Here is an 18526-nt window from a genome sequence, read left to right on the forward strand (position 1 = left end):
ATATTTGCAGCGCTTTAGGAATAAAGCATGGCTGAGCAGCCAGCAGACGCGGATGTAGCTCAGTTGGTAGAGCGCAACCTTGCCAAGGTTGAGGTCGCCGGTTCGAACCTGGTCATCCGCTCCAAACTCGCGACAAAGCCGCTTTCCCCCGGGAGAGCGGCTTTCGTCGTTTATTACCTTTGCTTCCCACCATTCGCCTCCGATCATCAGACCCAACGGCCACCGGCTTGCCCTTTACCTACTGCTCGCCGCCGGTCTGCTGCTGTGGACCATAAACCTGCTGTTCGCCCGCCCGCTGTTCATCGACGAGGCCAACGTAGCGCGCAATCTCTTCGATCGCGATTTTGCCGGCCTGTTCGTTCCCCTCGATCACGATCAGTATGCCCCGCCCCTCTACCTGGTCGTCACGAAGTTGTGCGGAGAGTTACTGGGCTACGGAGAAATTCCGTTGCGCTTGCCGGCTTTCCTCGGCGGTCTGCTGGCCGTCGGCGGGATCTGGGCTAGCGGCAGACGGCTGCTGTCCGGGTACTGGGCCCTCCTCCCGCTGGCATTGCTGTTCGTTAACCCCACCGTGCTCCGCTACGTCGGCGAGGTAAAGCCCTACGGCCTGGACCTGGGCGTAGCGGCCATCCTGCTGGCATTGCACCTGCGGCCCCGCCGGCAAAAGCTGTGGGCCTGGGCGGTAGGAGGCGCGCTGATTCCGTGGATATCCCTGCCCGGGGTTTTCGTGCTGGCGGCCATTGGTCTGTGGCGATTGCGGCAGGACATTCGATGGATGCTTCCGATCGGCGGATGGCTGCTATCGTTCGGCGTGTTGTACTACTTCGTGCTCGGGGCATCGGTCGGCAGCGGTTACCTGAATGACTTTCACGCGGACTACTTCCTGCCGATCCCGACAGACTGGAACGAGGTGGAGCAACTGGGACGGATCCTGCGGCGCTTGCTGCGACTCGGCTTCGGCTTCACCGTAGTGGCCTTAATCTGGGGGGCTACTCTCATGCTCTACGGAGCACTAAAATTACCGACTAAGCAGTTGTGGCTCCTGCTTCCCCTGGGCGTGGCCATGGCGGTTTCCGTTTTTCGGGTGTACAGCCTGATCGACCGGCTGATGCTCTTTGCCCTCCCCGGATTATGGTTGTTCGCGGCCCTGTCCGCCCGCGGGTTATACCACGCTGTCCGTGCGTTGCGTCTACCTCTGCTAATTCTGACCGCCCTCACGCTGGGGGGCACCAATATTTACCGGCAATTTTACGCGCCGGGCACCTACGGGGATGGGCGCCGACTCGCGGAAATAGCGCTGCGCTACGATGATCCGGTGCTGCACCCCGATGCGGTCCCCGTAGTCGATTATTACACGCGCATTCACCTACGCACCAAGCACCTGGCGGATGAGTCCCAGATAACCAATGAAAGCGTGCGCGTGTATGATGTGACCACGCGACGGAGTACGCGGCAGGCCATACGGCGGGATAGTAGCGGGGCGGCGGAGCGCGGGTGCGAAGTAGTTCAGGAAGAGCTGTTCCGTGCGGTAGTGCTCCGGATCAGATGTCCCGCACGGAATTACGATCGGTAACGACTTCCAGAAGTTCCCGCAGGAACTGGACTTGTCCGGGGCTCAACCGATTCTTTAGCGCCTCGCGGATGGTCAGAAAGGTGCCGCTCTCCAGGTCTTTCAGTTTTTCCTTGATTTCACCGGCATCCTCGTACAGCATTTGTTTGAGGCTGGGAATCTCGTGCCAGTCGCCCTCCACGGCCACGGCTTCCTCCCGGTCGGCGGCGGGTTCCAGAGAGATAAGGTCCGGATTATCGAGCCGCATATCCCCACCCGGCAGGCCCCACTCTTCGGATTGTTGGGTAAGGAATACCTCCAGTCCCCGTTCCCGGAAGCGATAAATGATAAGACGCGCTTTTTTCCTTAGTCCCATGGAAGAGGTTTCACTGTGCTAACTGGAGTGGCCGGCCGTATGTTTAACCACAAAGGTACAACGAAGGACATTCGTTCGTCGTTTACCCCTAACAAACTACCGCTATGAATAAACTACTCTTTCTACTACTCACAAGTCCCTTTTTCCTGACCGCCCAGAACGCTGCTACCGAGCTCACCGGCGCCTGGGAATCCACTTCCCTCGGTGACGACGGAGCGACCAATACCCTGAGCATGATCATCCAGGACGGGTACTTCGCCATGACGGCCTACAATGAGGACGAAAAGAAATTTATCGCTACCCTCGGCGGGAGCTACGACGTGAGCGAAAACAGTTTCGACGTGACCTACGAGTTTGATTCCTCTACTCCCGAGAATGTCGGCAAAACGGTACCCATGCCCTTCGTGGTGGACGGCAGCCTATTGGTATTTAATGGCGACAAGGCCTGGCAGCGCATCGACAGTGGCGACAGCCCCCTGGCCGGCGCCTGGCAGATAACGGGACGGAAACAGGACGGTGAGCTACGGCGTAGAGACAACAGCGGTCCGCGGCGTACCATGAAAATTCTATCCGGCACCCGTTTTCAGTGGATCGCCTTCAATACCGAAACGGCTGAGTTCAGCGGAACGGGCGGTGGGACTTACACCAGCGAAGGGGATAAGTACGTCGAAACCATCGAATTTTTCAGCCGGGACCCCGAGCGTGTCGGGGCCCGACTGAGTTTCGATTACGAGATTCGCGATAACGAGTGGCACCACTCCGGTCTTAGTAGTAAGGGAGATCCCATCTACGAGACCTGGGGTCACCGGGAGTAGAAGGTCTACCTCCGGACGATCAGGCGCTGGGGAGTGAAGCTGGCGTCGCCGGCTACCCGTAGCAGGTACATTCCGGTGATCAGATCGCTGACGTTGATGCCGTCGCGGGCCGCGGCGGCGGGATACGTGCGCACTACCTGACCGGTAGAGGCAACCAGTTCAACGGTTTCCACGCGCTCGGGTACCGCTACGCGTACAAAGTCGCGGGCGGGATTGGGATATACGTTGAGGGCCGCGGCATCCGTGCTGCCCGGGACGTAGATCACGTTGCTGTAGTCGAAAGTGCCCCCGAAATCCAGTTGCTTGATCCGGTAGTAGGCACCGTCACTCGTTGCGGGCTGCAGGGAGGTATAGGTGACTTCCCGGCTGCCGACTTCCTGGTAGGCGACGGTCGCGGCGGTTTCGAAGCCACTACCCTTATCGACCTCTACTTCGTAGCGGTCCACGTCCACCTGATCGGCGACCGACCAGCTGAGGTTTACCCCCTCGCCGGCAGCGGCGTAGCTGAGGGGTTTGGTCCAGGTGACGGGGGCGGCGGCTTCTACGTTGAAGGTGGCAGTAGCGGAAAAATTAGACGAGCTGCTACCGTAGTCTAATCTGACGCTTCCCAAACCCTGGCCGGTTATCACGGCATAGTAGGTTTGGTTGGTAAGACTGATACTGGGAGCAGGGTTTGTCTCTCCCGCCGTGATCGAGCGGGTCACGAAGGTGTTACCTGACTTATCCCGAAGCGTCAACGTCAGTACGTTACCCTGAACAGATCCGGGATTCAAAAGTGTCAATTGGATGAACTTGTTATCGCTACCAGTAACGGGAAAGCATGCAGCAGTAGATTCCGCCACTTTAAGTGACTTCTTGGCACCTCCGAGGTACCCTGCAAAGTTGGAACGGGTAGGAACACCACTGGGGCAGTCGTTAGACCCTTGACCGTAAAGTGATTGTGTGATAAGGAGCAGCATCAAGCTGCAGAGGAGTAGAATTCTTTTCATGTTCTAGGTAGTTAAAGAGTGTGTGCAATGAGATGACAACATCGGTTAATTAAAACACTTTGTTGTGACATGTTCACATGTGCACATAAAATTAACCGAATATTGTGCAACACCAACTACTTTAACGTTTTCCCGCTGTATTGTGGAATTGATTCGCTAACCTACGCGGCAACGGACAACGACATTTACAAAGCTCTAGCGAGCAATTATCAGCCGGTGATCGGCAAAGATTTCACGGGGTTGGGGACGAAGTATATAGGTACCGCGGGCTAGATCAAACAGGTCGATCCCTTGCCGCAATGAGGCTGCGGGATAGGAACGGACGAGGCGACCATCCGCGGTAAAAATATCGACGGATTGCACCCTATCGGGCGCGACGATCCGGACGAAGCGAGACGTCGGATTTGGAAAGATTACTAACTGATCATGATTAGCGGCACCGGGTACGTAAATGACGTTGCTATAATCAAACGTACCGGCATGATCCAGTTGCTTAATGCGGTAGTGATGACCATCGACTTCGTGGGAGACCGTCACGGAATAGGTCACCTCCCGACTGCCGTTCTCCCGGTAGGGGATGGATTCCGCATAACGAAAGCCGCCGCTCGTTCCGTTGTCTACCTCCAGTTCGTAGCCCGCAACGTCCATTTGGTCGGTGACGGACCAGCTCAACTGCAGCTGCTCCCGATCTACGGTATAGGTAAGTGGCCTGGACCAGGTCACCGGAGCCACCGATCCGGATATGACGAACGTCCGGGTAGAGCCGCTGGCGGATGGATTCGGAAAATTAAAGTCGATTCGGCCGGTGGACAGCGCCGTGATCTCCACGTGTATAATGTCGTTCGTGAAAATTTTTGTCTTTGGCCCACCGGAAGCCGTGACGATCAGCGTTTCGGATGCGGTGGCCGTAGACGTAACTACTTTCAACAGGTCCCCCTCCCCGCTGGCAGCTTGCGGGGTGAGCGTAAGGATCTTGGCGTTGCTGCCCGTTAGGCTAATACAACCACTGACAACGTCCCCCACCTCCAGACTCGTAGTAACGCTAGAAAAGAAGGCATTGCCGTTAGGATGATTTCCACCGCTCGGAGGAGTGGAGCATGCGCTGGGGGCTTGTCCGTACAAACCGGTGCAGCCCAGCACCAGCAGCAGTATGCCGCAGGCAGGTGTTATCGTTGTCATGTGTTCGGTAGTTCTTAGTGTCAGTTCACCCTCCCGAAAAAGAACACATTCGAGCCTTACGGGAAGTGGTGTATTTAAAACCCACTAAAGATAATCTCCGTCCGAATATTGACAACGACATTAACACATGGTAGCCCCAGCAAGACTCGAACTTGCATTTTCGGTTTAGGAAACCAACGTTCTATCCCTTGAACTATGGGGCTGGGCGCCGGGATAGCGGTCCCGGGCGGCCGCAAATATAGGCCTAAAGATCGGCTTCCGGCACGAAGTTAAGGGCGGCTCCATTGATGCAGTACCGCAGTCCGGTGGGCGGAGGACCGTCCGGAAACACGTGTCCCTGGTGGCCACCGCAACGGGCGCAAATCACCTCCGTACGCTCCATTCCGTAGCGGGTGTCAACTTTTTCGGTGATGTAAGCTTCATCGATGGGCTCGTAGAAGCTTGGCCACCCCGTACCCGACTCGAACTTAGTGGCGCTGGTGAACAGGGGCAATCCGCACGCCCGACAGGCAAACACGCCGGCGGCCTTCACGTCGTTCAGGGGGCTCGTGAAACTACGCTCCGTACCCTCCTCGCGCAGGATGTTGTATTCCTGGTCGGAGAGAATCTCCCGCCAGTAGTCCTCCGTAGTGTCCAGTTTGCTTACTTCACCCGGACGGGCGGGGGGATCGTACCGGTAGTCGGGCATATCCTGTACGGCGGTTGCCCGCTCTTCGTTCGTAGCGATCGTGGACTGAGACGTGGAGGAGTTGCAGGCGAGGGTTAAAGTGAGGGCCAGAAAGACAAAGTAGCGCATCGGATTCTTTAGTCGCATAACAAGCGAACGTCCACCGGGAGTTCACTGCAACCGGCCGCGGCGACCCACATCCGTCGCTAGTGTTACCTTCGCTGCTCCTAACCAGCTACGATCATGAACAAAGATTTTCTACAAACCCTGGGTCTACAGGACGATAATAACGGGAGCAGTACCGGCCAACGGGGCTTTCACAACCCCGATGCTCACCTCGTCAGTCGCTCCCCCGTTGACGGAGCCGTCATCGGACGCGTCAGCATCACTACACCCGATCAGTACGAACAAATCATCGCCCAGGCCGGGGAAGCCTTCGAATACTGGCGTACCGTGCCCGCCCCCCAGCGTGGCGAGATCGTACGGCAGTACGGCGATGCCCTGCGGGCTAACAAGGATGCCCTTGGCCGCCTGGTGAGCTACGAAATGGGTAAAAGCCTGCAGGAAGGTTGGGGCGAGGTGCAGGAGATGATCGACATCTGTGACTTCGCCGTGGGCCTCAGTCGTCAACTCTACGGTCTGACGATGCACTCCGAGCGCCCCCTGCACCGGATGTACGAACAGTATCACCCCCTGGGAATCGTCGGTATCATTTCGGCCTTCAACTTCCCCGTAGCGGTATGGAGCTGGAACGCGATGATCGCCATCGTATGCGGCGACGTCACCGTTTGGAAACCCAGCGAAAAGACTCCCCTGTGCGGCGTTGCCTGCCAAAATATCTGGGCTAAGGTCGCTAAGGACAACGACCTTCCCGAAGGGATCAGCAGCCTGATCAATGGCGACTATACCGTCGGCGAAATGCTCACGAAGGACCAGCGCGTACCGCTTATATCGGCGACCGGATCCACCCGTATGGGGAAGATCGTCGCCCAGACCGTCGCCGGCCGTCTCGGCAAGACCCTGCTGGAACTGGGTGGGAACAACGCGATCATCGTAACCCCATCGGCCGATATGGATCTGGTGCTCACCGGCGCGCTCTTCGGTGCCGTCGGCACCTGCGGGCAACGGTGTACCAGTACCCGTCGCCTCATCGTCCACGAAAGTCGCTACGAGGAAGTCCGCGACAAACTAGCCGGCGCCTACGGTCAACTTAGTATCGGTGACCCGCTCGATCAGAATAACCACGTCGGACCACTGATTGATGCCGACGCCGTCGATACTTACCTGGCGGCCATCGAAGGCATCCGGCAGGAGGGCGGCAATCTCATCGTGGAGGGTGGCCGCATCGACGGACTCGGATCCGATTGCTACGTCAAACCCTGCATCGCCGAAGTGGCGGCCGACAGCCAGATGGCGCAAAAAGAAACCTTCGCCCCGATCCTGTACCTGATGAAGTACGGCGATCTGGATGAGGCCATTGCCATCCAGAACAGCGTCCCCCAGGGACTTTCGTCCGCCATCATGACCACCAATATGCGGGAAAGCGAATTATTCCTGAGCGCGGCGGGCAGTGATTGTGGTATCGCTAACGTTAACATCGGGACGAGCGGCGCCGAGATCGGTGGCGCCTTCGGCGGAGAGAAGGAAACCGGCGGTGGCCGCGAGTCGGGCTCCGACAGCTGGAAAGCCTATATGCGGCGGCAAACCAATACCATAAACTACTCCACCAAACTGCCCCTCGCCCAGGGAATTACGTTCGACCTACAACCTATATAGTATGCGTTTTCACCTGGTGTCCGGAGGCTGCGGCTTCGTCGGTCGGAATATGGTCAAGCGACTCTACCAAACCACGGCCGATACCATCATTTTTGTCGATAACCTTAGCGTGGGCACCCACCCCACCTCCTGGCTCAAGCTCGAACCGGAGCGCGAGGACGGCGATCTCGAAGTTTTCGCCGACGGACGGTTGCTGTTCCTGCATCAGGATTTCCGACGCTTCCTGCGCGACATCATCGACGATCCCACCTACATTGCCAAGCACTACGCTCCGGCGTTCGAACGCTTCGCGGACGTATTTCACTTCGCCGCCATCGTCGGTGGGCGCTCCACCATCGAGGGCGACCCCATGAAAGTAGCCCTGGATCTGAGCATCGACGCCGAGTTTTTCTACTGGGTCACCCGCCACCGCCCGGAGCGTACGCTCTACCCCTCGAGTTCCGCGGCCTACCCCATCGACCTCCAGACGGAAGGTGACGCCATTGCCCTTGCCGAGTCGGACATCAACTTTAAAAAGATGGGCGAGCCGGACATGACCTACGGCTGGTCGAAGCTTACCGGCGAATTTTTGGCGAAGGTGGCCGCCGAGCACTACAGTCTGAGCGTAACCTGCATCCGGCCGTTTTCCGGCTACGGGGAAGATCAGGACCTCTCCTACCCCATTCCGGCCATTGCCGCGCGCATCGCCCGGCGCGAGGATCCGGTCGAGGTATGGGGCACCGGTCGCCAGGGCCGCGATTTCGTGCACATCGACGACGTACTCGACTGCATTTTCTTCGCCATGGAGCGCGTAACCGACGGCTCCGCCATCAACATTGGGCGCGGCGAGTTACTGTCATTCATTGACATCATCCATACGATGTGCGACATCGAAGGGTATTCACCGGAAATCAAGCAGTTGCTCGACAAACCCGTCGGCGTGTTCAGCCGCTACTCCAATATGGACAAGGTTCACGCCATGGGTTGGCGGGCGGGTATCTCCGTACGGGAGGGAATGCGTAGGGTGCTGGAAGCGCAGAAGGGCTAAAACCCTTTAACAAATTTGGCGAGGTAGGTATTTCCGGTTCGGGTATCGCTCAAGCTGAGGAAGTACAAGCCTGCCTCCAGTGAAGTAATATCCAATCTACCACCTTTCAACTCCGGTAACTGGCCCTGACGCAACAAGCGTCCGCTCACGTCTACCAATGTATAGCCTGCCTGGCGCGACAACTGCCGGTACTGCAGTGGATCAATCCAGATTTCCGTTCTTGCCGGATTTGGACTTAAAGACAAACCGATAAAGCCGGAGTGGGTAACCAGTGAATTAGGAGTTGTTGCCACGGCCGTGACCGAGATGTTATCCACGCTCATACCGTCACCCTCACCCACGTACCGCCCCTGACTAAAATCGGCATCGTCGTACTGCTGTATACGCACGACCGTGGTACTGCTCAGCGTGAGTCCCAGGCTATCGGCAAGACGAGATAAATCTATTGAGATTTTCCGGCGAGTACCAATGCTAAGATTTTTAGCCATTGTAAAGGTGCCCCCTCCATCGACACTTAGTAAAACCCCGTCTTCTTCGTCAATTTCGTCAAGTGGATTTAACAGGTCGAAGGAAAGAAATACAGAGTCGTACACCTGAGAATTGACGTCGAGTAAGATGTCGAGTCCGGTGGTATTGTATGCTTGGGGTTCATCACAGCGCTTTCCCAGTAGGTACCGGAATGAGTCTCCGGGTCCCGTTCCTTCGTAGTACTCCATCCGGACGGTGGGTCGGATCAGCCCCCCTTCTACGGACTGCATTATTGACGTTCCCGCCGCAAGACGCATCCAGGGCGGAAGTACTTCATCCTCAAAATCGTAGTCTACTGGGGGCCTTTGGTGAGTGCCGGAGGGTTCGTATACCCTGATCTCGTCTATTGCAAATCCGTCCGCTTCACCGGTATATCTTCCGCCGCTGAAGTCAGCGTTATCTACCTGTTGAAACCGAATGATAAAACTGTCCGTGAGCGCTAGTCCGGCCTCCGTGGCTAACGCGGTGACGTCCAGTGGTGGGTGATAACCGTACCCACCGCACCAATTCTCGGGATCGAAATTCCAAACCTTGACGAAAGACCTTCCTGCATTTTCGCTGAAGTAGATACCGTCGTTCAGATCGGTTTCGTCATCAAAATCGCGAATGTAAAAATCCAAGAATACCTTGTCGCGCCCCCCCAGGTTAAGGTACACGTCTAATCCGTTCGCGGAGTAAGCCGCTGTTTGATCACATCGCTTACCTAATAATACTCCGAAGGAGCCATTCGCACCATTTCCCTGGGAGACGTGGAAGCGCGCATTAGGATTTACAAAGCCCGTAAAGGGAAGCGCGGTAGAATCGGGATTGCTCCATGCGATGGATTCACCCAGTGTACCGTCCTCAAAATCAGCGCTAAACGGGATAGCAGCATAGGTCCGGTCCAATTCGTACACTCGGATGTTATCAAGCGCGAATCCATCGCCTTCACCGACGTAGCGCCCCTGACTAAAATCTGCATCGTCGAATTGCTGGAAGCGAAGTACGGAGCGATCCGTCAGGCTCAGTCCGACCGAGTTGGCTAACCGGGACAGGTTCAGGGGAGGATGTTGGCCGATGCCGACACACCAGGTACTGGGATCGAAAGACCATATTTTAGAAAATGAGTCTCCTCCGTTGGTACTTAGATATAGTCCATCGGGGATATGAGTTTCGTCACGGTAATTATTGATAAAGAAGTCTAGTATGACATCCTGTTTGTCCGCCAAGTTGAGGTGCAAATCAGCTGCGGCTGAAGTAAAAACCCCGGTTTGATCGCACCTCTTGCCCAGCAGAAGACTCGGAGAATTGTCTACTCCACTATTAGCATGCCGACGGGCAACTACCGATGGCAGCGCGGCGTCCTCAAATGGTAATGCCGTTTCAACAACCGTAGGAATCGTCCACCACGACTGAAGATCCGGCACCTCGAAATCATCGGTTAACGGCAGCGTAGCGTACACGGTATTGGCCTCAAATATTTCAATATCGTCCAGTGCAAAACCGTCGCCGTCCCCGGAGTACCGCCCGCTGGTAAAGTCCGAATCGTCGTACTGCTGAAAGCGTATGACGAAATTGTTATTCAACGCAAGATCGTGCTCGCTCGCCAGTTTACTAACGTTCAGAGGTGGATGCACTCCGTATTGGTCACACCATAGTTGTGCTTTAAAGTCCCATACCTTGGTGTACGTAGCACCCCCATCGTCACTAAAGTAAAGACCGTCCTGCGGGTGCGTTTCTTCCCCGAAATCCCTGATCCTAAATTTCAATAAAACGTCTTGTTTATTCAAGAGATTGAGTCGAATTCCAAATCCGTTGCGGGTAAAGGTTCCGGGGGAATCGCTCCGCTTGCCAATTGCTAACCCAAACTGACCCGCTCCTATATATGCGCCCTGCCCCACGAAGATCACTCCGTTTTCTCCCTCTAAATTTGGCTCAATCAGGTAGATGGAAGAATCGATTAGTCCGAGTTCAAAATCATCCGAGAAAGGTAAATCCGCCTGAGCAAATGCTATGGCGGTGGTTAACAGCGTAGCGGCGATGGGCAATAGCGACTTCATAGGGTTCCGTATTTATTCCGATTCCCAGTCTCCCGGGATCACGGCGATGAATACCTTAAACTATGGTCGAACGCGTATTTATTTACCGGATAGATAAGGATGATTTGGTGCTTTAAAAGCACATAATTTTTATTTCTGTTACGAATTTTGTAACATAAATCTTTGTTATGTAGCTAGTTACTCCAATCATACAATGGGAATATATTTCCCGAATATTCCTGAAACTTTTGGTGTGTACTGGTAATTCTCGGGCTGTTACCTTTGCTCACGCGCCCCGCCGCCCCGATCTATTTAGCTCAAATATTACCCATTGACCATCATCTGCTTCGGCCCCGGCCCAAAATTCAAGGGGGGCATCTCCAATTACAATACCTCCCTGGCTAAGGCACTCGACCGCCGGGGCAACTGCGAGGTGCATATCGTAAGTTGGACGCAGCAGTATCCGGCCATCATTCCGCGGGAATTCGTGGATAAGACGAGCCGGGTCGACCTGCTGGAAGGCACGAACGTGAAGGTCCATTACCTGACGAACTACAACAATCCGCTGACCTGGCAGGAAACCTACCGCCGGATCGTGGAGCTGAAACCCGATAAAGTAATCTTCCAGTGGGCCATCGCCATCCAGGGGCTACCCATGGGATACATTGCCCGCAAACTCAAACGTCATCCGGAGATTGAGGTGGTTTTCGATCTGCATTTCGTAATTCAGAAGGAGAACAGCAGCCTCGACCGCCGCTTCACACGTTACGGCATCGCCCCGGCCGACACCTTCATCGCGCACGCCTACAAAACGGTCGACGAGCTCCGGGAGCTTTTCCCCGACCGGGCGTTGTCCGTCAATGAGGCGGGAACGCGGGAGCAAGGTGTCACCACCGTAATTAAGCTTTACCACCCGGTATACGACCTCTTTGCCCCCCGGCCGGACTTCGACGTGCAGGCCTTCCGGGAAGCCCACCAACTGCGGGAGCACGTCTTCCTGTTCTTCGGGTTCATCCGCAAGTACAAAGGTCTGCACAACGTGATACGCTCATTCGCGGAACTCGCGCGGCGGCGCGACGACGTTAGTTTGATCATCTGCGGAGAGTCCTTTTGGGACACGCTCAAAACCGATAAGCTCAGTACCAAACTGAAGAACGCCACCTTCGGACTCGCCAAGAAACTCTTCCTTAATCAAGCGGACGATGAACGCGACTACCGGCCGCTGGAGCTCGTTGACAAACTCGGTATCCGCGACCGCGTGATGGTCAGGAACGAGTTCGTCGCTAATGAAGAAGTGCACCAGTACTTCCAGGCCAGCGACGCCGTGGTCCTCTTCTACGAATACGCCACGCCCTCCGGCGTCGAGAGCATCAGCTACAACTTCCAGTTACCCGCCGTCGCCACCAGAGTCGGACACTTCCCCGAAACGATCAGGGACGGCTACAACGGCTACCTCGCCGAGCCCGATGACATCCAGGACATGGCGCGTCAGTTGGAACGAATGATCGACTCTCCCATCCCCCGCGAAAACGTGCGGGAAACCACGAAGGAAATGAGCTGGGACAACTACGCCGCCGCACTGGTACGAGGCTGACTTCCGGCAGCGAAGTAGCACGCGGTCTCCGACCGCTGAAGTACAATGCTGCCTCCGGCGGCGAAGTGGCACGCGGTCTCAGACCGCGGAAGTAAGATGCTGCCTCCGGCAGCGAGGTAAGAACTATCTCCATCCAAGGGGCATAACTGAGCAGTGGGAAATTCCATACTGAAGTACTGCCAAACACATTGTCAACGGTACGGAAATGGATTGCAGCTTGCCGTGCGAACGGGAATTTTTGGATGGGAGAATAATCGGGATTAGGGGGGGCAGTTGTCAGTCTTGGAACATAAGCGCTAAATAGTTAGGCGCTGCCGGAGGCAGCATCGTACAGCGCCGCCGGAGGCAGCATCGTACAGCGCTGCCAGAGGCAGCATCGTACAGCGCCGCCGGAGGCAGCATCGTACCTGCGCTGCCGGAAGCAGCATCGTACAGCGCCGCCGGAGGCAGCATCGTACAGCGCCGCCGGAGGCAGCATCGTACCGCGCCGCCGGAGGCAGCATCGTACCGGTTAGCGGGAGACGGCTTCGTACTGCCGTTGGCCCTGAACGTAGGTAGCTACTACCTCGGTGTCCAGGATCTCGTCGTCAGCACAGTTCAGAAGATTGTGGGAGAGGATAACAAAGTCCGCCTGCATCCCGGGCGCCAGCGTTCCCCGTACGTCCTCCTGAAAGGCTGCGTAGGCCGGGGCCGCCGTATAACTGTGCAGGGCTTCCTCCCGCGTCATGGCTTGCTCCGGAAAGAAAACGGCCTTGCCGTCAGCACGTGCCCGGGTGACCGTAGCGTAAAAAGATTCGAGCGGATTCACGTCCTCTACCGGGGCATCGGTACCGTTCGTCACTACGGCGCCCGCATCGAGCAGGCTGCGCCAGGGATAGGCGCCTTCCCGGGCTCGTTCGGTACCCAGACGGGTTTCCGCGAACAGCGCATCGGACGTGCAGTGGATACCCTGCATGGAGGCGATCACGCCGAGTTCGGCGAAGCGGGGAATATCGTCGGGATGCAGGTGCTGGCTGTGCTCGATGCGCCACCGCCGGTCGTCCCCGGGCTTGACGTATTTAGCCATCAGATCGAGGGTCTCCCGGTTTGCGCGATCCCCGATGGCGTGGACGCAGAGTTGCATGCCGTGGTCCATGGCAAGTTGGGCGATACTATCTACGGTAGCCACCTGGGTGGTGTTCTGACCGGTGAACCCGGGGTTATCGAAGTAGGGCTCCAGCAACCAGGCACCGTAGCTACCGAGGGCGCCGTCGAGTTCGCTCTTAATGGCCGAGCACTCGAAGCGATCGCCGTAGTGGGGTAAACCGTCCATGTTGCCCGCCATCTCATCGTAAGAATGACGCAGCATGACCCAGAGGTTTAGCCGGAGACTGTCGGCTTCGTCGAGCTCCTTGTACCAGTCCAGTTCCCGAAATTTCGTGCCGGCGTCCTGAAAACTGGTGATGCCGTTGCGCAGGCACTCCTCCTGAGCGGCGCGGATGCCCGCCAGCCATTCTTCCTTACGGGATTCCGGGGTCATGGTCTGCACGAAGTTCTGGTAGGCATCGGTGATCAGGTCCATGGCCCGCTCTTCGAAGACGCCGGTAGGGTCGCCGAGCTCGTCCCGGAGTATGCGGCCGCCCCGCGGATCGGGGGTTTCCCGGGAGACACCGGCCAGCTCCATGGCCCGCTCGTTCGCGAAGAGGCCGTGGCCGCTCGCGTGGCGGAGCACGACGGGGTGGTCCTGCGTCATACGGCTGAGTTCGTCGTGTACGGGGTAGCCGCCAATACTGTGGTCATGGGGAGCATCCCATTTTTCCTGGTGCCAGCCCCGCCCGGTGATCCAGTCCCCCTCCGGGGTTTCCTCGGCCCGCTCGGCGACCATGGCGATGATCTCCTCCCAGCTTCGGGAACGGAGAAAGTTCAGGTTTCTCAGGCTGCTTCCCAGACCACTGAAGTGCGCGTGCCCCTCGATGAAGCCGGGCATCAGAAACTTACCGTCGGCATTCAGCCGTTCGGTCGTATCGTCCAGCTCACCGCTCCAGGCAGCGGTATCGCTACCGATGGCCAGAATGGTGCCGTCGCTACCTACCAGCATGGCCGTCGCGACGGGCTGGTCCTTTCCCGGCCAGATCTCCGCGTTGTATACGAGCATGGCCGCGCGGGACTCGACGGGGTCGTCAGATCCGGTACAGGAGGTAAAAAGCGTAAGCAAAAGAATTACGAGTAGGTAAACGGGCTTCATTCGGAAGTGGAGTTGGGCAATCAAGGCTGATGAGGATAAAGGTAGCTTACCGAAACGCATTGCACTGCCGGACGACTTTGCACCCGCGACCCCGCAACAACTCCGGCACTTTCTTACCTTGCCGCCAATGAATAAGAACGGAACTTTTATCGTGGAGGGCGGCCACCGACTCTCCGGAGAAATCATCCCCCAGGGGGCAAAGAACGAAGCCCTACAGATCCTGAGCGCCACCTTACTGACGGAGGAAACGGTCACCGTGACCAACCTGCCCGACATCGAGGACGTCAATAAGCTGCTGAGCCTGATCCGCGGCCTCGGCGCCGAGGTCGAGCGTACCGACCGGCACAGCGTACGCATCACGGCAAAAAATATCGACCTGGATTACGTGCTGAGTGCCGACTACGTACGCGACGCCCAACGCATCCGCGGCTCCGTGATGCTGATCGCCCCCCTGCTCAACCGCTACGGTCGGGCCAGCCTACCGAAGCCCGGGGGAGATAAGATCGGCCGCCGCCGCCTGGATACCCACTTGCTGGGCCTGCAGGCGCTGGGTGCCTCCTTCAACTACGACGAAGAGAAAAATATCTATGCCTTCGAGACCGACGGACTGAAGGGCACCTTCCTGCACATGGAGGAAATCAGTGTTACCGGCACGGCTAACGTACTCATGGCCGCGGTGCTGGCCGAAGGGGAGACGACCATCTATAACGCGGCCTGCGAACCCTACCTGCAGCAGCTCGCCAAGATGCTGAACTCCATGGGGGCCCGGATCGAGGGCATCGGGTCGAACCTCCTCAAAGTGCAGGGCGTCAATCGTCTCGGGGGGTGCGAGCACCGGATGCTGCCCGACATGATCGAGGTCGGCAGCTTCATCGGACTGGCGGCAATCACCCAGAGCGACATTACCATTAAGGACGTCCGGCTCGACATGCTCGGCGTGATCCCCCGCACCTTCGAAAAACTGGGAATCGAACTCGAGTACCACGGCGACGACATTCGCATTCCGCCCCAGGAGCATTACGAAGTGCAAAACTTCCTCGACGGCGGCATTCTCACCATCTACGACGCGCCGTGGCCGGGATTCACCCCCGACCTCATGAGCATCGCGCTGGTCACGGCCATTCAGGCCCGGGGCTCGGTGCTCTTCCACCAAAAGATGTTCGAAAGCCGGCTGTTCTTCGTGGATAAACTCATCGACATGGGCGCCCAGATCATCCTCTGCGACCCTCACCGCGCCACGGTCATCGGACTCGATCGCCGGACGCCCCTGCGCGGGATTCGCATGACCAGCCCCGACATTCGTGCCGGCGTAAGTTTGCTGATTGCCGCCCTCTCGGCCGAAGGAACCAGTCGGATCGACAACATCTACCAGATCGACCGTGGTTACCAGAATATCGACAGCAGATTGCAGGCTTTGGGTGCACGGATCATAAGGGAAAACCAATGATACTGTACAACATTACCAACAAGGTCGATCACCAAATCCACGACGAATGGCTCAACTGGATGCGGCAGTCGTACATTCCCCACGTCATGGAAAGTGGCGTGTTCGAGGACTATAAACTGAGCCGGCTGCTCGGGGTAGATGAATCCGACGGCCTCACCTACGCCCTGCAATTCACGGTCTCGTCGCGCCCCGCCTTCGATATTTACCAGGAGAAATTCGCCTACGATCACCAGCAGATGCACGACCTACGCTACAAGGGTAAGTTCGTATCCTTCCGCTCCGTCCTGAACGTGGTCGATCACGGCCACTGAGGATCAGTCGAGTAGTCCCAGCAGAAGCCAGTCGGCCAATAATTGCCGGTTCTCGTACCGTACGATCCGCTGCTGGTCGCTGGAGTTAGCAATGTTGGCCAATTCAATGTAGACTCCACTGGGCTTGGTTTCCCGCAGCATGTGGAGGTCCCGCGAGCTTACCGACCCCTCGTACCCCCGCCCCGGGCGGTACTGCTCGTACTGTCCGCGCAGCGTCCGGTGGATCTGCTCGGCACGCTTGGCGCCGATCAGGTCGCCCTCCGGGTGGTACAGGAATACGTCGATCCGCTGCCCCCGGTGCCGGCTGTCGATGTGAATGGCGATCATGGTCTGATCGATGATTCCCTTGCTCAGGTTTTCCTCATAGAGGGCGTTGATGATGTCGGAGCGCTGGAAAAGGCGCAGCTTCTGGTTGCGCGGCAGGGAGGCTCCGCCCCATACCGTCTCGTCGCGGTCGGGCGTGAGGTAGGTATCGTCGCGGATCCCGTCGTTCTCGTCGCGCACGATCATGTAGGGGGTGCCGCCGCGCTGGAGGATGTTGCGACACAACCGGAGGGCAACGTCGTAGGCGTACTCGTCTTCCGCCAGTAGGTGACCGTTGCGGCGCCCAATGGCGCCCGGATCGGGGCCCCCGTGACCGGCTACGATGTAGTAGATCCGGCCGGCGAGTGCCCGGTCGATGAGGGGGACTTCCGCGTACTTGGGCCCGAAAATGTTGAAGGTGCGGGGGCCGGCGGTGGTGACCTGTTCCGGGACCGCGATGGGTTCCCGTTCCTGCCGCTGGTCCTTGATCCGGTCGAGTTCCTCTTCGCTGCCGGCGTTCTCGCCGAGATTGACGATCTCCGGCTCGTTAGCGGGACCGAAGGAGCCGGCACAGTGATCGATGTGGTAGGGGACGTACAGGACCAGATCCTTGCGGTAGTCGCGCGCGCGCAGATTTTCCTGCAGCAGGCGCTCGTTGTATTCCTTTATGGCCACCGCCCGGTCCCAGCTGTCGTTGCCGGTGGTGGACCGGATGCTGGTACCGTCGTAGGTCATGACCTCCACCGGCAGGCGGTACAGTCGTCCCACCAGAAGTTTGCTGTTGGTGCTGAGTCGGTTGATCCGCTTGAACTCGTCGATGTTGCAGGCGTATTCGATGAGATGGTAACGACGGAGCAGGGAATAGATGCCATCCCCCCGTTGCACTTCCACCATCATGTGTTCGGCGTGTAGTGCGTTCCCCAGTACGAAAACAAAAATGAATAACAGTCGGTACGGCAAGGTCATCCGAGGTTTTAAAGGTTAGCGGCGGAGCGGCCTAAAGATCGGCAAGTGCCGACTTATCTTTGCCCGCGCAATGTCCACCGTCCGGCAAATCTATGAACTCTTGCGTTGGGAACTCAGGCTCGAGTGGCGGGACAAGTACGCCCTGGGCAGTGTATTTCTATACGTCGTGGCGACCGTCGTCATTGTGTACCTGGCCCTGCGGGAGGGAATTGCCCCCTCGATCTTTAATGCCCTCTACTGGGTGGTACTCTTCTTCGGGGCCACCGTGGCCGCGGGGCGCAGTTTTCTGCGGGAGGGGGGGCGCCGTCATCTCTACTTTTACACGCTGGCCGATCCCCTGGCGCTCCTATTCAGCAAGCTGCTGTACAACCTGTTCGTCATCTGGCTCATTAGCCTGCTTACTTTCCTCCTCTTATCCCTCTTCGCGCCCTCCGTCACTATCACCGCTCCCCTACCCTTTCTCGCGGCGGTGGTCTTTGGCGGGTTCGGACTGGCGACGATCCTTACGTTTATCAGCGCACTGACCGCCCGCGCCGGGGGCAACGGTACGCTGATGGCGATCCTATCATTTCCCCTCATCGTGCCGCTGCTTAAGCTGATGGTGGACGCCGGCACCTACGCCATCGGCGAGGGCATTAACGACGCCACCCAGCTCGTTTACCTTACTTTGGCCGTAGACTTGCTGGCCGTTGCCGTAGCCGTCGTGCTCTTTCCATTTGTCTGGCGCGACTGACGACGGCCGCCCGGCAGACCCGTT

Annotated in this window: 15 protein-coding genes and 2 tRNA genes; 9 read left to right on the plus strand and 8 right to left on the minus strand. The window is 57.6% G+C overall.

All coding sequences use genetic code 11. The features are described from left to right. Nucleotides 1–48: 48 nt before the first annotated feature. Nucleotides 49–124: transfer RNA gene (locus tag NMA52_RS05745), tRNA-Gly, on the plus strand. Further along, a complete protein-coding gene (locus NMA52_RS05750; protein WP_254826696.1) occupies nt 89–1573 on the plus strand; it encodes a hypothetical protein in 1485 nt (494 codons plus the stop codon). Before NMA52_RS05745 ends, NMA52_RS05750 begins: the two co-directional genes overlap by 36 nt. Here NMA52_RS05750 and NMA52_RS05755 read toward each other — a convergent pair. After that, nucleotides 1542–1925, minus strand: a complete 384-nt coding sequence (locus NMA52_RS05755; protein ID WP_254826697.1) for a hypothetical protein — start codon at nt 1923–1925, stop codon at nt 1542–1544. The two genes, NMA52_RS05750 and NMA52_RS05755, sit on opposite strands and share 32 nt — an antisense overlap. Before the next feature lie 104 nt (nt 1926–2029). On the opposite strand from NMA52_RS05755, the gene NMA52_RS05760 reads away from it, so the two are divergent. Next, the gene (locus NMA52_RS05760) at nt 2030–2740 is read left to right on the plus strand and encodes a hypothetical protein (RefSeq protein WP_254826698.1); all 711 of its coding nucleotides are present in this window, start codon (nt 2030–2032) and stop codon (nt 2738–2740) included. Between the two features lie 5 nt (nt 2741–2745). Here NMA52_RS05760 and NMA52_RS05765 read toward each other — a convergent pair whose 3' ends face one another. The 4 genes from NMA52_RS05765 to msrB form a co-directional block, all read right to left on the minus strand. Further along, nucleotides 2746–3513 carry a T9SS type A sorting domain-containing protein gene (locus NMA52_RS05765; protein WP_254826699.1) on the minus strand — a complete coding sequence of 256 codons (768 nt, stop codon included), beginning with the start codon at nt 3511–3513 and terminating at the stop codon, nt 2746–2748. A 411-nt stretch (nt 3514–3924) separates the two neighbouring features. Next, nucleotides 3925–4908, minus strand: a complete 984-nt coding sequence (locus tag NMA52_RS05770) for a T9SS type A sorting domain-containing protein (protein WP_254826700.1) — start codon at nt 4906–4908, stop codon at nt 3925–3927. Between the two features lie 128 nt (nt 4909–5036). Next, nucleotides 5037–5111 (minus strand) — tRNA-Arg (locus NMA52_RS05775). 41 nt (nt 5112–5152) lie between these two features. Beyond that, nucleotides 5153–5596 (minus strand): peptide-methionine (R)-S-oxide reductase MsrB, encoded by a 444-nt coding sequence (gene msrB / locus NMA52_RS05780; protein WP_371930945.1) that lies wholly within the window; start codon nt 5594–5596, stop codon nt 5153–5155. 222 nt (nt 5597–5818) lie between these two features. On the opposite strand from msrB, the gene NMA52_RS05785 reads away from it, so the two are divergent. Both NMA52_RS05785 and NMA52_RS05790 read left to right on the plus strand, forming a co-directional pair. Further along, a complete protein-coding gene (locus NMA52_RS05785) occupies nt 5819–7351 on the plus strand; it encodes an aldehyde dehydrogenase family protein (RefSeq protein ID WP_254826702.1) in 1533 nt (510 codons plus the stop codon). A 1-nt stretch (nt 7352) separates the two neighbouring features. Next, the gene (locus NMA52_RS05790; RefSeq protein ID WP_254826703.1) at nt 7353–8378 is read left to right on the plus strand and encodes an NAD-dependent epimerase/dehydratase family protein; all 1026 of its coding nucleotides are present in this window, start codon (nt 7353–7355) and stop codon (nt 8376–8378) included. On the opposite strand, the gene NMA52_RS05795 is transcribed toward NMA52_RS05790, so the two are convergent. After that, complete coding sequence (locus NMA52_RS05795; RefSeq protein ID WP_254826704.1) at nt 8375–10945, minus strand: hypothetical protein; 2571 nt, start codon at nt 10943–10945, stop codon at nt 8375–8377. The two genes, NMA52_RS05790 and NMA52_RS05795, sit on opposite strands and share 4 nt — an antisense overlap. Nucleotides 10946–11255: 310 nt before the next feature. On the opposite strand from NMA52_RS05795, the gene NMA52_RS05800 reads away from it, so the two are divergent. After that, the gene (locus NMA52_RS05800; RefSeq protein ID WP_254826705.1) at nt 11256–12518 is read left to right on the plus strand and encodes a glycosyltransferase; all 1263 of its coding nucleotides are present in this window, start codon (nt 11256–11258) and stop codon (nt 12516–12518) included. Nucleotides 12519–13029: 511 nt separating this feature from the next. On the opposite strand, the gene NMA52_RS05805 is transcribed toward NMA52_RS05800, so the two are convergent. Continuing rightward, nucleotides 13030–14742 (minus strand): amidohydrolase, encoded by a 1713-nt coding sequence (locus NMA52_RS05805; RefSeq protein ID WP_254826706.1) that lies wholly within the window; start codon nt 14740–14742, stop codon nt 13030–13032. Nucleotides 14743–14869: 127 nt separating this feature from the next. Between NMA52_RS05805 and murA the strand changes: the two genes are divergently transcribed. Both murA and NMA52_RS05815 read left to right on the plus strand, forming a co-directional pair. Beyond that, on the plus strand, nt 14870–16189 hold the full coding sequence (gene murA / locus NMA52_RS05810) for a UDP-N-acetylglucosamine 1-carboxyvinyltransferase (RefSeq protein ID WP_254826707.1): 1320 nt from the start codon (nt 14870–14872) through the stop codon (nt 16187–16189). Continuing rightward, complete coding sequence (locus NMA52_RS05815) at nt 16186–16500, plus strand: DUF4286 family protein (protein WP_254826708.1); 315 nt, start codon at nt 16186–16188, stop codon at nt 16498–16500. Before murA ends, NMA52_RS05815 begins: the two co-directional genes overlap by 4 nt. A 3-nt stretch (nt 16501–16503) precedes the next feature. Here NMA52_RS05815 and NMA52_RS05820 read toward each other — a convergent pair whose 3' ends face one another. Further along, nucleotides 16504–17769 (minus strand): N-acetylmuramoyl-L-alanine amidase, encoded by a 1266-nt coding sequence (locus NMA52_RS05820; protein ID WP_254826709.1) that lies wholly within the window; start codon nt 17767–17769, stop codon nt 16504–16506. A 100-nt stretch (nt 17770–17869) separates the two neighbouring features. Between NMA52_RS05820 and NMA52_RS05825 the strand changes: the two genes are divergently transcribed. Continuing rightward, nucleotides 17870–18502 carry a heme exporter protein CcmB gene (locus tag NMA52_RS05825; RefSeq protein WP_254826710.1) on the plus strand — a complete coding sequence of 211 codons (633 nt, stop codon included), beginning with the start codon at nt 17870–17872 and terminating at the stop codon, nt 18500–18502. Nucleotides 18503–18526: the final 24 nt, after the last annotated feature.

The sequence above is a fragment of the Lewinella sp. JB7 genome, from assembly GCF_024297185.1.
Taxonomy (GTDB): Bacteria; Bacteroidota; Bacteroidia; order Chitinophagales; family Saprospiraceae; genus Neolewinella.

What these genes read in the sequence shown, in the direction of transcription:
- NMA52_RS05805 (WP_254826706.1), bottom strand. Translation starts at nt 14,742, where the DNA reads ATGAAGCCCGTTTACCTACTCGTAATTCTTTTGCTTACGCTTTTTACC.
- NMA52_RS05755 (WP_254826697.1), bottom strand. Translation starts at nt 1,925, where the DNA reads ATGGGACTAAGGAAAAAAGCGCGTCTTATCATTTATCGCTTCCGGGAA.
- NMA52_RS05795 (WP_254826704.1), bottom strand. Translation starts at nt 10,945, where the DNA reads ATGAAGTCGCTATTGCCCATCGCCGCTACGCTGTTAACCACCGCCATA.
- NMA52_RS05790 (WP_254826703.1), top strand. Translation starts at nt 7,353, where the DNA reads ATGCGTTTTCACCTGGTGTCCGGAGGCTGCGGCTTCGTCGGTCGGAAT.
- NMA52_RS05760 (WP_254826698.1), top strand. Translation starts at nt 2,030, where the DNA reads ATGAATAAACTACTCTTTCTACTACTCACAAGTCCCTTTTTCCTGACC.
- murA (WP_254826707.1), top strand. Translation starts at nt 14,870, where the DNA reads ATGAATAAGAACGGAACTTTTATCGTGGAGGGCGGCCACCGACTCTCC.
- NMA52_RS05820 (WP_254826709.1), bottom strand. Translation starts at nt 17,769, where the DNA reads ATGACCTTGCCGTACCGACTGTTATTCATTTTTGTTTTCGTACTGGGG.
- msrB (WP_371930945.1), bottom strand. Translation starts at nt 5,596, where the DNA reads ATGCCCGACTACCGGTACGATCCCCCCGCCCGTCCGGGTGAAGTAAGC.
- NMA52_RS05815 (WP_254826708.1), top strand. Translation starts at nt 16,186, where the DNA reads ATGATACTGTACAACATTACCAACAAGGTCGATCACCAAATCCACGAC.
- NMA52_RS05770 (WP_254826700.1), bottom strand. Translation starts at nt 4,908, where the DNA reads ATGACAACGATAACACCTGCCTGCGGCATACTGCTGCTGGTGCTGGGC.
- NMA52_RS05785 (WP_254826702.1), top strand. Translation starts at nt 5,819, where the DNA reads ATGAACAAAGATTTTCTACAAACCCTGGGTCTACAGGACGATAATAAC.